Annotated in this window: 12 protein-coding genes; 5 read left to right on the forward strand and 7 right to left on the reverse strand. The window is 74.2% G+C overall.

Annotated elements, in window-relative coordinates:
• The first annotated feature begins 69 nt into the window (after positions 1–69).
• Both BLQ67_RS09450 and BLQ67_RS09455 read left to right on the forward strand, forming a co-directional pair.
• Positions 70–1527: a purine-cytosine permease family protein gene (locus BLQ67_RS09450; protein ID WP_092504517.1), complete on the forward strand. Its 1458-nt coding sequence runs from the start codon at positions 70–72 to the stop codon at positions 1525–1527.
• Entirely contained in the window at positions 1524–3134 is a 1611-nt protein-coding gene (locus tag BLQ67_RS09455) for an amidohydrolase (RefSeq protein ID WP_092504519.1), read from the forward strand. The genes BLQ67_RS09450 and BLQ67_RS09455 overlap by 4 nt, the downstream gene beginning before the upstream one ends.
• Before the next feature lie 60 nt (positions 3135–3194).
• Here the strand turns inward: BLQ67_RS09455 and BLQ67_RS09460 are convergent, their stop codons facing one another.
• The 6 genes from BLQ67_RS09460 to BLQ67_RS09485 all read right to left on the reverse strand — a co-directional run bounded on the left by BLQ67_RS09460 (position 3195) and on the right by BLQ67_RS09485 (position 7153).
• Positions 3195–3737 carry a hypothetical protein gene (locus BLQ67_RS09460; RefSeq protein WP_092504521.1) on the reverse strand — a complete coding sequence of 181 codons (543 nt, stop codon included), beginning with the start codon at positions 3735–3737 and terminating at the stop codon, positions 3195–3197.
• Positions 3738–3802: 65 nt separating this feature from the next.
• On the reverse strand, positions 3803–4567 hold the full coding sequence (locus BLQ67_RS09465) for an alpha/beta fold hydrolase (RefSeq protein ID WP_231945013.1): 765 nt from the start codon (positions 4565–4567) through the stop codon (positions 3803–3805).
• Between the two features lie 103 nt (positions 4568–4670).
• Positions 4671–5345, reverse strand: coding sequence for an SDR family NAD(P)-dependent oxidoreductase (locus BLQ67_RS09470; RefSeq protein ID WP_092504525.1), 675 nt, complete (start codon positions 5343–5345; stop codon positions 4671–4673).
• Between the two features lie 143 nt (positions 5346–5488).
• On the reverse strand, positions 5489–5977 hold the full coding sequence (locus BLQ67_RS09475; protein ID WP_092504527.1) for a Cif family virulence factor: 489 nt from the start codon (positions 5975–5977) through the stop codon (positions 5489–5491).
• An 85-nt stretch (positions 5978–6062) separates the two neighbouring features.
• Positions 6063–6461 carry a hypothetical protein gene (locus BLQ67_RS09480; RefSeq protein WP_092504529.1) on the reverse strand — a complete coding sequence of 133 codons (399 nt, stop codon included), beginning with the start codon at positions 6459–6461 and terminating at the stop codon, positions 6063–6065.
• Between the two features lie 74 nt (positions 6462–6535).
• Complete coding sequence (locus BLQ67_RS09485; RefSeq protein ID WP_092504531.1) at positions 6536–7153, reverse strand: hypothetical protein; 618 nt, start codon at positions 7151–7153, stop codon at positions 6536–6538.
• Positions 7154–7273: 120 nt separating this feature from the next.
• Between BLQ67_RS09485 and BLQ67_RS09490 the strand changes: the two genes are divergently transcribed.
• From BLQ67_RS09490 to BLQ67_RS09500, 3 genes are all read left to right on the forward strand, one after another.
• Complete coding sequence (locus tag BLQ67_RS09490; protein WP_231945014.1) at positions 7274–9499, forward strand: ATP-dependent Clp protease ATP-binding subunit; 2226 nt, start codon at positions 7274–7276, stop codon at positions 9497–9499.
• Between the two features lie 245 nt (positions 9500–9744).
• On the forward strand, positions 9745–10236 hold the full coding sequence (locus BLQ67_RS09495; RefSeq protein ID WP_231945015.1) for a heme-degrading domain-containing protein: 492 nt from the start codon (positions 9745–9747) through the stop codon (positions 10234–10236).
• 354 nt (positions 10237–10590) lie between these two features.
• Positions 10591–12288, forward strand: a complete 1698-nt coding sequence (locus BLQ67_RS09500; RefSeq protein ID WP_092504533.1) for a DEAD/DEAH box helicase — start codon at positions 10591–10593, stop codon at positions 12286–12288.
• 69 nt (positions 12289–12357) lie between these two features.
• On the opposite strand, the gene BLQ67_RS09505 is transcribed toward BLQ67_RS09500, so the two are convergent.
• Positions 12358–14073, reverse strand: coding sequence for a sigma factor-like helix-turn-helix DNA-binding protein (locus BLQ67_RS09505; RefSeq protein WP_092504535.1), 1716 nt, complete (start codon positions 14071–14073; stop codon positions 12358–12360).
• Positions 14074–14184 lie beyond the last annotated feature (111 nt).

Here is a 14184-nt window from a genome sequence, read left to right on the forward strand (position 1 = left end):
TATTGACTCTGTGGCCAACAGCCATTGGCCATGTGACCAACAACGGCGTTCGGTCCAGGAGGAGCATCCATGACGACCCAGCTCGACGCACCCGGCGCGCACGACCCCGCGCGCGCCGCCGCCGCATCCGCCGACACCGCCTCCCGGCCCGAGACCCGCGGCATCGAGCTCGTCGCCGACGCCGAGCGCCACGGCCGCGCCCGCGACCTCGTGCTCGTGTGGGCGGCGCCCGGCGTCAGCATCCTGAACCTCACGGTCGGCGCGACGCTCATCCTGCTCGGCCTCGAGGTGTGGCAGGCGATCGCCGTGATCCTCGCCGCCGCCGTGCTGTGGATCCTCCCCGGCCTCATCGCCGCGAGCGGCCCAGCCGCCGGCACGTCGGGCTCGATCATCACGCGCGCGATGTACGGCGTGCTCGGCAACCGCGTCTTCGTGACGTTCGTCGGCTGGCTCATCGGTGCCGTCTACATGGCCCTCACGTGGCTCGCGTCGTCGTTCATGGGCGCCGACCTGCTGCGCCGCATCGGCATCGCCGACCCCGTGTGGGTGCCGATCGGCGTCACGGTCGTCGTCGCCGCGATCACGATCCTCGTCGCGATCTTCGGCCACGCGCTCATCCTGAGCGTCTACCCGATCCTCGCCGCCGTGCTGCTCGTGCTCTTCGTCGCCGTGACCGTCGCGATCCTGCCGACCGTCGACTGGTCGTACGCGGCCCCCGCGCCGCTCGAGGGCGTCGCGCTGGCCTCCGCGATCTCGATCGGCTTCACGATCCTCGCCTCGACGCCGCTGTCGTTCATCAACAGCCCCGACATCGCCAGGTACCTGCCGCGCTCCACGAGCCCGTGGCGCATCGCGCTCGCGACCGCCGTCGGCGGCGCCGTGCCGTTCACGATCTTCACGATCGTCGGCGTGCTCCTCGCCACGGGCCTCGACGCGGCGGCCGTCGCGGTCGGCATCGACGCCGCGCTCTTCGACCTGCTGCCCGCGTGGCTCGGGCCCGTGCTCGTCGCCGGCGTCGTGCTCAACACCATCGCGCTCTCGGCCATGACGGCGTACACGTCGAGCATGGCGCTGCAGGCGATCGGGCTGCGGCTGCAGCGCATCCCCGCCGCCATCGTCGTCGGCGTCGTCGGCACGGCGCTCACCATCGCGCTCGTGCTCACGTCGAGCCTGCTGCAGGCCGTCAACCTCATGCTGCAGTTCCTCGTGATCGTCGCCTCCCCCGCGATGGCGATCTTCGTCGTCGACGTCGTGCTGCGGCGCGTGCGCTACGACGGCGTCGAGCTGTTCGACGACCAGCGCGGCGGCCGCTACTGGTACACCGGCGGCTGGGGGCTGCCCGGCCTCGTCGCGCTCGTCGCAGGCGGCGCCGCAGCCGCCGTGTGCCTCGCGACCGACGTGTGGGTCGGCCCCGTCGCGCTCGCGCTCGGCGTCGTCGACCTCTCCGTGCCCGCCGGCATGCTCGTGGCCGGCATCCTCTACGCGCTGCTGCAGCGCACCCCGATCGCGAAGGACGGCCGCCCGTGACCACGCTCTACCGCAACGCCCGCATCCTCACCGCCTCGACCGAGCCCGCCGCCGCATGGGCCGACGCGCTCGTGATCGACGGCGAGACCCTCGCGTTCGTCGGCGCGGAGGCGGATGCGCCCACCGCCGACGAGACGATCGACCTCGGCGGGCGGCTCGTGCTGCCCGGGTTCACGGATGCGCACGCGCACCTGCTCATGACGGGCGAGGCGCTCGGCCAGGTCGGGCTCACGGATGCGCGCACGCTCGACGAGATCCAGGGCCGCCTGCGCGCCGCCCGAGAGGCGGCGCCCGACACCCCGCGCATCTGGGGTCGCGGCTGGCTGTTCGACGCCGTGCCCGGCGGTCGCCCCACCGCCGCCATGCTCGACGCCGCGGTCGCCGACGTGCCCGTGTACCTCGACGCCAACGACTACCACTCGACGTGGGTCAACGCGGCGGCGCTGCGCGAGCTCGGCATCGACCGCGGCACCTCCGACCCCATCGGCGGCGAGATCGTGCGCGACGCCGATGGCGAGGCGACCGGCTTCCTGCTCGAGACCGCCGCGATCGTGCACGTGCGCGCGCTGCGAGACCGCATCGTCGGCGACGCCGAGCGCGACGCCGCGATCGAGCGCGTGCTCGACGCGTTTTCGGCGGCCGGCATCACCGGCACCGTCGACATGGGCTTCGACGAGCTCGGACTCGCAGCGCTGCAGCGCGCCATGGACCGCCGCGGCGGCACGCTGCCGCTGCGCGTCGCCGCGCACTGGCTCGTCGCCTGCACGGGCGACCCCGACGAGCACCTCGCGCAGGTGCGCCGTGCCGCCGAGCTCGCCGCCGGCTCCGACTCGCCCTGGCTGCGCGTCGTGGGCATCAAGCTCATCCTCGACGGCGTCATCGACGCCTGCACCGCGGCCCTGAACCTGCCGTACTCCGACGGGACGCTCGGCGAGCTCATCTGGCCCGTCGACCAGCTGCAGCCCGTCGTCGTCGCGGCGGATGCCGCCGGCCTGCAGATCGCGCTGCACGCGATCGGCGACCGCGCGAGCGACGTCGCGCTCGACGCCATCGAGGCCGCGATCGCCGCGAACGGCGACCGACCCCGCCGCCACCGCATCGAGCACCTCGAGTACGCGGCCCCCGGCACCGCCGCGCGCATGGCGCGGCTGGGCGTCACCGCATCCATGCAGCCCGTGCACGCCGACCCGGCGATCTTCGACAACTGGGCGGCGATGCTCGGCGACGAGCGCGTCGACCGCGGCTTCGCGTGGGCGGAGTACGAGGATGCGGGCGCGCTCCTCGCGTTCTCGACCGACACCCCGACGGCGCCGCACGAGGCGCTCGCGAGCATGTACGTCGCGTCGACGCGCGCCTCGGCGCTCGATCCCGCGGTGGCGGCGAGGCAGCCCGCGCTCGCGATCCCGCTCATCCGCGCCATCGGCCACGCGACGCGCGACGCCGCCGCCTCGGTCGGCGATGGCGCATGGCGCGGGCGGCTCGCGGCCGGGTTCGCCGCCGACCTCGTGATCGTCGACCGCGACCCGTTCGTCGACGGCGAGCGCGCGCTGCTCGATGCGCAGATCGAGCGCACGATCGTCGCGGGGCGCACGGTCTTCGAGCGCTGACCGGTGGGCCGCCGCATCCACCGACCCGGGATGCGACCGCCTGCCGGTGGCAGTGCGGCGTCAGTCCGCGAGCGCCCAGCGACCCTTGTCGCCCGTCGGGGGCGCGTGTCGCACGTACTGCTGCACGGGACCCTCGGACACCTGCACCTGGGCCGCCTTCGCAGCCTTCTCGATGCGGCCGCGCAAGCGCAGCCACACAGGACCGAGGGTCGGGTAGCCCATCGGCTCGCCGAACTCGCGCACGCGCACGAGCGTGCCCTGCGGTCCTGGCACGAGCTCGGCGACGCCGTCGGCGGGATCGAGGAAGCGCATGCCCCACGTGCCGTCGGGTCGCTCGGGGAAGTCGGCGCCCTTGCGCGTCGCCTCGGCCATGATGGCCCGAGCCTGCGCCTCGGGCGCGTGCAGCACCATCGTGACGGCGATCTGCGCGATCATCTTCGGCACCGACGCGTCGGCCTTCGCGACCTGACCCTCGGCGAAGCGCCGGCCCGCGGCCTCGCCGATCTCGGCGCCCTTGCGCCGCGACCAGCGTCGGATGAACGGCACCGCGATGAGGAAGAGGATGACGGCGATGCCGCCGATGACGTACAGGGGGTTGTCCACGGGCGGCGAGCCTAGCCAGCCGCTCCGACCGGGGGCTGAGCGCGACTCGGCGTCGCGCGTCGCGGTCAGTCCGCGAGGAAGCGCGTGAGCAGCTCGGTGACGATCGCCGGCTCCTGCGAGTGCACCCAGTGGCCGGCGCCCTTCACGGTCGCGCGGCGCACGCGCGGGAACAGCGCCTCCATCGCGGCGCGGTGCTCGTCGCGCACGTAGCGCGACGCGCCGCCGCCGATCCACAGCACGGGGCCGTCGTACGTGCCCGCGACGTCGTCGGGCCAGCCGCGGATGGCGCCGAGGTCGCGGCGCAGCACCTGGAGGTTCGACATCCATCCCCACGCGTCGCCCTCGCGGCGCAGGCTCTGCAGCAGGAACGCGCGCACGCCCGGATCCGGCACCGCCTCGGCGAGCGCGGCGTCGGCATCCGCCCGGCTCGTCAGCGCGCCGAGGTCGATCGCGAGCATCGCGTCGATGAAGCGGCCGAACTCGTCGGACTCCCGGTACGCGACCGGCGCGACGTCCACGACGCACAGCCGCGACACGAGCTCGGGATGGCGCAGGGCAGCGAGCATCGCGACCTTGCCGCCCATCGAGTGGCCGACGAGCGCCGTCGGCTCGTCGAGCGTCGCCACGATCGCGTCGGCCATCGCCACGAGGTCGATGCGGTCGGTCCACGCCGAGCGGCCGTGGTTCGGCATGTCGACGAGCGTCACGCGGTGGTCGGCGGCGAGGGCCTTGCCGATCTGCGTCCAGTTGCGGCCCTGGCCGAAGAGGCCGTGGCAGAAGACGACGGGCGAGCCGTGGTCGCCGAGCCGGGTCACGTGCAGGTCGCTCACGGCACCATCCTGCCGCGCCTTCGGGCGAGGAGACGTCCACGTGAGCGGGGAGGGAGGCCCGCATGCGGGGATGCCGGGCCGCTCACGTGCACATCTCCGGCGACTACTCCCGACCGTCCTCGAGCGGGATGAGCATCGTGCGGAACTCGCCGGGCTCGGCGTGCAGCTGCCAGATGCGGTCGGCGACGCCGTCGACGCCATCCTCGACCTGCAGCTTCGGGATCGCGCCCGGGATCACGAGCTGCGCGACGCGGATGCCCTCGTCGGCGAGCGCGTCGTGCAGCATCTCGCCGTACGCGCTCTCGGCGGGGAAGGCGACCGAGGTGCCCGCGAACCCGTGCCGCGCCTGGACCGACGTGCCGCCGTTGATGAGGACGATGCTGCCGTCGCCGGCCGCGCGCATCGCGGGCAGCACGGCGCGAGCGGCGTGGATGAGGCCGATCGCCGAGAAGCGCAGTGCCTCGCTCGCGAGCTCGGGCGTGAGGTCGAGCACCGAGTGCAGGTAGTCGCGCGACGGCAGCGGGCTGTACTGCAACGTGGTGATGGCGCCGAGCTCGTCGGCGGCGCGGGCGAGCGCGGCCTCGAGCGCTGCGGGGTCGAGGATGTCGGCGGCGTAGCCGCGCGCCTCCACGCCCTCGCCCTGCAGCGTCGCCGCGAGGCCGTCGAGCTTCGCCTGGTCGCGCGAGATGAGCGCGACGGCGAACCCCTCCCGGCCGAATCGTCGAGCGGTGGCTGCGCCGAGCCCGGGGCCGGCGCCGATGATCGCGATGGTGGGCATGCCTCCATCCTTCTCGGACGCGGCCGGGCGCGCAGCGGGTTGCGCTCGTGGCGTGACGGCGTCGGCCGGGTGCGATGTGCGCGTGAGCGCGCGCTCGATGCGCTGAGCGCAGCGAGTGCCCGCTCACGCGCACATCGCACCGGTCACTCGGCGGCGAACGCCGCCTCGAGCGCCTCGGCGGCGATCGGCTCGCACGCCGTCTGGTCGCGCACGACGTGCCAGTCGCGCTCGGCGGTGCGACGCCACACGTGCGACGTCTGGCAGCGCAGGCGCGTCGGCTCGCCCTCGTGCGGCACGAGCTCGGCGACGAACGCCATGCGTGCGACGGCGAGGTCGCCCGACACGATGACGTCGGGACCCTCGGGGATGGCGTGGCGCGCCGAGCGCAGCGCCTGGAACGTGGGCCAGAACGCGTCGGCGTAGTCGGCGACGCGGCGGAAGACGCGGCGCTGCGGGTCGGCGTCGTCGAAGAGGATCACGTCGGCGTCCATGTCGTGGTGCGGCGCGAAGACGGCCTCGAACGGCTGCTCGGGCGCGCCCTCGATGCGGTCCCATCCGTGGATCCAGGCGCGCTGCCGCTCGGCGACCTCGGTCGCGTCGGATGCGGTCACGGTGACGTCTGCTGCGGTCATGCCGTCGACGCTAGGCACGCGCGCGGCGGCGCAGCAGGCCGCGGCGCACCCAGGATCGGGGCGGTGCGGATGCGCTGCCTCGCGCTCAGCCGCCGGGGCAGCCGCAGTCGCCGCCGCTGCGGCACTGGCACGGCATGGGCACCTGGACGGCGGGCGGGTCGACGAGGTGCGAGACCTCCTGATGGAGGCCGAGGGCGAGCACGCCTGCGACGCCCGAGACGCCGATGGCGGCGACGGCGGCGAACCAGCGGCGCGACCCGAGCGCGACGATCGCGACGACGCCGAGCGTCGCCGCCGTGCCGACGAGCAGCCAGTACCAGGGCACCTCGCCGGCAGGGTCGGGCGTCGAGTACCAGGAGCCCGAGAAGCGGTGCAGCACGGACGCGGCGATCGCGAACGCGCCGGCGGGGATCGCGAGCCCGCACACGACGAGCGACCAGATGCTGCGCGGTCGCACGGCGGGCGCCGTCTCGGTGGTCGACATGCCGCGACGCTAGGGCGCGTGCCTGGGAGCACGGGATGCGGTGCTGCGGCCTCGGCGGCGCGCCAGCCGGCCCGCTACGTGGTCGACGCCTCGGAGCGCCGTCGCCCGCGGCCCTCGACCACGAGCAGCAGCGCCACGCCCACGCCGAAGGCGGCCATCGTGAGCACGCCGCGGGGCCAGAAGACGTGCGAGGTCGTGAACGACAGGGAGGCGCCGAGCAGCACCGCGGTGCCGACGAGCGACACCCATCCGGCTCGCCGCACGAACACGACGCCCACGAGCGTGAAGGCTGCGAGCAGCGACCACGTGCCCACGTCGGCGAGCACGTTGCCCTCGAAGAACATGACCGAGTTCGCGTCGCCGATGTCGCCGCCCATCGCCCGGTGCTCGGTGAGCGCTCCCGCGCCGATGCCGGCGAGCACGTCGAGGCCCGTGTAGAACATCGCGTAGACGAAGGCGAGCACGCGGGCGGCGATCGCCAGCGCCCCGTCGACCCCGCCGCGCACGCGGTGCAGCAGCGCCCACACGCTGAGGCCGAGGAGCGGGAACAGCGGGAGCATGATGACGTGCAGGTCGTGCCACCATGCGGCCGACTCGGCGGTGAGATGCGCCGGATGCGTCGCACCAGCGACGGTGAGCGCGACGGGGCCGATGAGCGCCGCGACGACGCGGAGCGCAGGTCGGGTGGGCATGCCCCATGCTGGCACCTCTGGCGCCCGGAGAACGTGCGGAGTAGACTTGAGCGCAGCAGACTCAAGTTTTCGCCGGGCGTCGCATGTCGCACCGGGACCCACGAATCGTCAGGAGGCCACATGGCACGCATGGGCGGGATGCAACCCGGCCAGCAGGACGAGCGCTCGGCGCTCGAGCAGTTCGGCACCGACCTCACCGCCATCGCGCGGGCCGGTCGGCTCGACCCCGTCATCGGGCGCGACGCCGAGATCCGCCGCATCAGCCAGGTGCTGTCGCGGCGCACGAAGAACAACCCCGTGCTCATCGGCGAGCCCGGCGTCGGCAAGACGGCCGTCGTCGAGGGCCTCGCGCAGCGCATCGTCGCTGGCGACGTGCCCGAGTCGCTCAAGGGCAAGGCCATCGTGACGCTCGACGTCAACGCGATGGTCGCGGGATCGAAGTTCCGCGGCGACTTCGAGGAGCGCATGAAGAACGTGCTCGCCGAGATCCAGAAGGCCGACGGCCGCATCATCACGTTCATCGACGAGCTGCACATGATCATGGGCGCCGGCGCCGCCGAGGGCAGCCAGGGCGCGTCGAACATGCTCAAGCCCATGCTCGCGCGCGGCGAGCTGCGCCTCATCGGCGCGACGACGCTCGACGAGTACCGCGAGTTCATCGAGAAGGACGCCGCCATGGAGCGGCGCTTCCAGCAGGTGTACGTCGGCGAGCCGTCGGTCGAGGACACCGTCGCCATCCTGCGCGGCCTCAAGGAGCGCTACGAGGCGCACCACAAGGTCACGATCGCCGACTCGGCGCTCGTCGCCGCCGCCGCGCTGTCGAACCGGTACATCACCGCGCGCCAGCTGCCCGACAAGGCGATCGATCTCATCGACGAGGCCGCGTCGCGCCTGCGCATGGAGATCGACTCCGCACCCGTCGAGATCGACGAGCTGCGCCGATCCGTCGACCGCCTGCAGCTCGAGCGGCTCGCGCTGCGCCGCGAGCGCGACGACGCTTCGAAGGCGCGCCTCGCCGCGCTCGAGCAGACGCTGCAGCAGCAGCAGACGACGCTGGGCGATCTCGATCGCCGCTGGCAGGCCGAGCGCACGACCCTCAACCGCATCGGCGGGCTGCGCGAGCGGCTCGACGAGCTGCGCATCCAGGCCGAGCGCGCGCAGCGCGAGGGCGACCTCGAGCGCGCCTCGCGCGTGCTCTACGGCGACATCCCCAAGGTCGAGGCCGAGCTGCGGGATGCGGAGGCCGGCGAGACCGGCGAGGGCCGCATGGTCAACGACCAGGTGACCGCCGACGACATCGCCGGCGTCGTCGCCGCGTGGACGGGCATCCCCGTGGGCCGCCTCATGCAGGGCGAGACCGAGCGGCTGCTGGGCCTCGAGACCGAGCTCGCCTCCCGCGTCGTCGGGCAGCGCGAGGCCGTCGGTGCCGTGGCGGATGCCGTGCGCCGGTCGCGTGCGGGCGTCTCCGACCCGAACAAGCCCACCGGATCCTTCCTGTTCCTCGGCCCGACCGGCGTCGGCAAGACCGAGCTCGCGAAGGCGCTCGCCGAGCTGCTGTTCGACGACGAGCGCGCGCTCGTGCGCATCGACATGTCGGAGTACGGCGAGAAGCACTCGGTCGCGCGGCTCGTCGGCGCCCCTCCCGGGTACGTCGGCTACGAGCAGGGCGGCCAGCTGACCGAGGCCGTGCGGCGACGCCCGTACTCGGTCGTGCTGCTCGACGAGGTCGAGAAGGCGCATCCCGAGGTGTTCGACCTGCTGCTGCAGGTGCTCGACGACGGCCGGCTCACGGATGGGCAGGGGCGCACGGTCGACTTCCGCAACGTCATCCTCATCCTCACGTCGAACCTCGGCTCGCAGTTCCTCACCGACCCGACGCTCGACGCACGGGCGGCGCGCGACCAGGTGATGGCGGCGGTGCGGCAGGCGTTCAAGCCGGAGTTCGTCAATCGGCTCGACGACATCGTCGTGTTCGACGCGCTCTCGGTGGCCGAGCTGGGGCGCATCGTCGACATCCAGGTGGGCGGCCTCGATCGGCGCCTGCAGGAGCGGCGGCTCACGGTGCACGTGTCGGATGCGGCTCGTCGCTGGCTCGGCGAGCGCGGCTACGACCCGCTCTACGGCGCGCGTCCGCTGCGCCGGCTCATGCAGCGAGAGATCGACGACCGCCTCGCGCGAGCGCTGCTCTCGGGCGAGATCCGCGACGGCGACGGCGTGCAGGTCGACGTCGCCGCCGACGGCCAGTCCCTGTGGCTCGGCCCCGAGGGTGCTGTGCCGCCCGCGGCGTCGACCCCGCAGTGGTCGTTCGACCCCGACGCCGACCCGACGGACGTGACTGGGCACTAGATGTCCGCGAGTGGGCACTCGATGTCGTGATTCCGCCCGAATGACGACATCGAGTGCCCACTGTCGCGTTCGCGAGAGGGAGTGCCGCTTCCGTCCGCGGAGGGGTCGCTTCCGTGCGATGAGGGGTCACCTCCTGCCGCGACACGCCGAATGGAGCGGCAGGAAGTGACCACTCGTCCCGCGGAAGCACCGCATCCACACCGAACGCTGGCGGATGCGGGACGCCGGGCGCGAGGATGGGGAGCATGAGCGACGCGAACATGCCCCCGCACGGCAGCGACGAGCTGCGCGCGATCGTCGAGCGCGACGAGGCCGAGCTCGTCTTCGACGCGTTCGACCTCGGGGACGCATGGCGGCTCGGCGTGATGCTGCGCGAGGCGGCGGTCGACCGTGGCCTGCCGCTCGTCGTCGGCATCGTGCTGAACGGGCAGCGCGTCTTCCACGCGGCGCTGCCGGGCACGACGCCCGAGAACGACCGCTGGCTCGAGCGCAAGACCAACGTCGTGCTGCACTTCCACCGGTCGTCGCTCGGCGTCGGCGAGCGGTTCCGCGCTCGCGGTCAGGACTTCGCCGAGGCGCGGCTCGACCCCGCGACGTTCGCGGCGCACGGCGGCGTGCTGCCCATCACGGTGCGCGGCACGGGCGTCGTCGGCGCGGTCGGCGTCTCGGGGCTGCCGCAGCTCGAGGACCACGCGTTCGTCGCATCCGTCGTGCGCGCGCACCTCGCCGCGCGCTGACGCGGGTCAGCGGCGCGCGGCGACCGCTGCCGCGATCCGCCTCCGTCCGGCGGTGGAGCCGCGGTGCCGAGCGGGGGATCGGAGCCCGTCCGCCGGCAGCGGATGCGCTGCGCACCCCTCGCACGCTAGACTGGGACGACCTGCGAGCAGTTCCTGCTCGCCTGCGTCGTGGACGCGCCCCAGCCTCGCATCGGATCCGATCCGTCCGGGCTGCAGGCGATCGGACTGCGGCGAACGAGAGCGACGACCGTCGCCTTCGCCCCTCCGACGCGACGACGCCCACCGCCCATCGGCACGCACCTGCGTGCGCGTGGGCCGACACGGCATGCCGACTGCGCTGCCAGAAGAAGAGCCATGAGCACCATCACCCCATCGACCATCGCGCCCACCAGCGCTCCCGCACCCGCCGACCGCGAGCTGCCGGCCTTCGCCGACCTCGGCGTCACGCCCCGCCTCGTCGAGGCGCTGCGCGGCATGGACCGGCCCACGCCGTTCCCCATCCAGGCCGACACCCTGCCCGACACGCTCGCAGGCCGCGACGTGCTCGGCCGCGGCAAGACCGGCTCGGGCAAGACCCTCGCGTTCGCGATCCCGCTCGTGCAGCGCCTCGCAGGCGAGCTCTCGGGCGGCCGCCGCCGCAAGGGCCTGCCGCTCGGCCTCGTGCTGGCCCCGACGCGCGAGCTCGCGACGCAGATCGCCGCGACCATCCGCCCCCTCGCCGACGCCGCGGGCCTCTCGGTCACGACGATCTTCGGCGGCGTGAAGCAGGGCCCGCAGGAGACCGCGCTGCGGAACGGCGTCGACATCGTCGTCGCCTGCCCCGGCCGCCTCGACGACCTCATGAAGCAGCGCATCGCGAGCCTCGAGGCCATCGAGATCACGATCATCGACGAGGCCGACCACATGGCCGACCTGGGCTTCCTGCCCGTCGTCACGCGCATCCTCGACAAGACGCCGCAGTCGGGCCAGCGCATGCTGTTCTCGGCGACGCTCGACAACGGCGTCGACAAGATCGTCAAGCGCTTCCTCCATGACGAGGTGCTGCACTCGGTCGACGAGGCGCACTCGCCCGTCGCCGCCATGACGCACCACCTGTTCGAGGTCGGCGCCGACGACAAGATGGCCCTCGTGCGCACGCTCGCGTCGGGCACCGGTCGTCGCATCCTGTTCACCCGCACGAAGCACCAGGCGAAGAAGCTCGCGAAGCAGCTCACCGCGTGGGGCATCCCGGCGCACGACCTGCAGGGCAACCTGTCGCAGAACGCGCGTGAGCGGAACCTCGGCGCGTTCACCGACGGCTCCGTGAAGGTCCTCGTCGCGACCGACGTCGCCGCGCGTGGCGTGCACGTCGACCACATCGAGCTCGTCGTGCACGTCGAGCCGCCGCTCGAGCACAAGTCGTACCTGCACCGCTCTGGCCGCACGGCCCGCGCCGGCTCGGAGGGCGACGTCGCCACGATCATGCTGCCCGCGCAGCGCTCCGACACGATGCAGCTGCTGCGCAAGGCCGCGATCGCGGTGCAGCCGCAGAAGGTGACCGCGACGTCGGATGCGGTGACGCAGCTCGTCGGCGAGGTCGCGCCGCACGTGGCCCCCGTGCCCGGAGGCCCGGGCTCGGGCAACGAGATCCCGCAGCAGCAGGGTGGCGGCGGTGGCCGTTCGCGCCGCGGCGGTCGTGGCGGCTCGGCCGGTGGCCCCGCCGCCGGTGGCGAGTCGCAGGGCGCCGGCCGCCCGCGTCGCGACCGCTCGGGTCGCCCCGAGCAGAAGCAGCAGCGCCGTGAGCGCTCCGCAGGCGAGGGTGGCCAGGGCCGCCCCGCTCGCGGCGAGGGCGGTCAGGGTCGCGGTCGCGGCGCAGGCCAGGGCCAGGGCGGCGCGCGCCGCGACGACCGCGGCACGCGTGGCGGCTCGTCGGTCGCATGGTCGTCGGGCGGCGGCGGCTCGCTGCAGGACGGCGGCCGTTCCGGTGGCCAGGGTCGCTCGGGCGGCCAGGGCCGTTCCGGTGGTCAGGGTCGCCCCGGCGGCTCGCGTCGCGCGGGTCGCGCGCAGGGCTGACCCCCTCCACGAGCACGATCGAACGCGCCGTCGCCCTCGCGGGTGGCGGCGCGTTCGTCGTGTCGCGGCTCAGATCGCGAGCAGCAGCGGCAGCAGCGGCGGGATGCTCGGCAGGAGCGGCAGGGGTGGCAGCGACGGCAGCAGGCCGCCGTCGCCAGGATCGGACGGCGTCGGCTCGGCCGGCGTCTGCGTCGGCGTGGGTGCCGGCGCCTGCGTCGGGGTAGGGGCGGGGGCCGGAGCAGGAGCCGGTGCGGGCGCTGGCGCTGGCGCCGACGACTGCGTCGGTGTCGGAGCCGGAGCCACCGGTGCGGGCGCGGGGGACTGCGCGGGCGTCGTGGGGCCCGTCGTGGAGCTCCTGGCCGGCGTCGTCGAGCTCGTGGGGGCCGGGGTCACCCAGCCGCCGTCCGACCATGCGGGCGTCGCCTCCGAATCGGCCGAGTCATCGCTCGGCTGCGAGGCGTCGGGCGACGTGGCGTCGGTCTCGTCGCCGACCTGCTCCGCGCCGTCCGACGGCACCGTGACGGCGCCCGGATCGGCATCCTCTCCGACGCTCGGCAGCACGCCGCCCCAGACGGCGACGGCCAAGGTCGTGGTGGCCGCGACGGCGAGCGCGGCGAGCGTCACGGCCCCGCGGCGCCGCCGGCGCCGGCGCGCGACGTCGGGCGCGGTGGCGTCGGTCGCCCCCTGCGGCGGGGTGGATGCCGCGGATGCGATGGCGGGCGCGCCGGCGCCGGCGCCGGCGCCGAGCGCCGCGATGGCTGCGACGCCGGCTGCGTCGTCGCGATCGTCGGGGTCGCCTGCCGCCTCGTCGACCGCCTCGGGCTGGTCCGCGTCGTCGGCTGCGGCGGTGTCGGGGACGGCTCCGTCGTCGGTCGCTGCAGACGTCGTGACGGTCTCGGGCTCCGATGCGATCGGGCTCGGCTCCGACTCGCCGTCGGCGTCATCCGCCGCCTCTGCCTCGGGTCCCGTCTCCGCAGCCGAGGCATCCGCCTCCCCAGCCACCGCCGGTGCCGCATCGAGCGTCGCGTCGGCGACGTCGTCGGCGCCGATCTCGCTCGTCGCGGCACCGGCGGCGCCGATCCCTGCGAGGCCCGCCCCCGTCATCCCGAGGCGTGCGGTCTCGACGACCCGGGCCGACGGCTCGCCGTCGGCGTCGGCGCGCACGCGTGCGGGGTGGCGCACGGCGCGGCAGAGCGTGCAGGTCGCGACGTGCGCGCGAGCGGCGGGCGTGCTCGAGCGTGCGAAGCGGGCGTGGTCGCCGCCTGCGCGGTCGAGCACGACGGCGCGCACCTCCGTGCGCAGCGCACGACGCCCGGCGCGGATGGCCGCGGCCGCCGTGCGGTGGTCGACGCCGAGCGCGTCGGCGACCTCGGATGCGTGATAGCCCGTGACGACGCGCGCGAGCACCGCGTCGCGCTGCAGCTGCGGCAGGGCGCCGAGCGCCTCGCGCACGGGCGAGACGGCGGATGCGTCGGCCGACGGCACCGCGAACGCGGCGAGCGTCGACTCGTCGATCGACGTCGGCACGGCGGGCGTCGCGCCCACCTCGAGCGCCTCGGCGGCCGAGTCGCGCACCGACTGGCGCAGCGCATCCACCGCGCCCCGCCTGCCGGCCTCGTCGTCGGCGTGGTCGGCGGGGTCGAGCACGTCGATGGCGTGCAGCACGATGGCCTCGGCGTCGTCGACGCGACGCACGAAGCGCTGCGCGAGGGCGTCGAGCCGCGAGCGCACCGCTGCCCAGTCACGGCCGAGCAGCGCCTCGAACCCCTGGTACGCGGTGGTCACGGTGCCTCCTGCCTCGCCGCGTGGGCGGTGGTCGTGGAGCGTAGCCCTGTGGGCGTCGAAGCCGCTGGACGGGGTACGGAAACCGCGGATGCCGTCACGGGCATGCGTCAC

Origin of the sequence: Agrococcus jejuensis (genome assembly GCF_900099705.1) — a bacterium.
GTDB classification, from domain to species: domain Bacteria; phylum Actinomycetota; class Actinomycetes; order Actinomycetales; family Microbacteriaceae; genus Agrococcus; species Agrococcus jejuensis.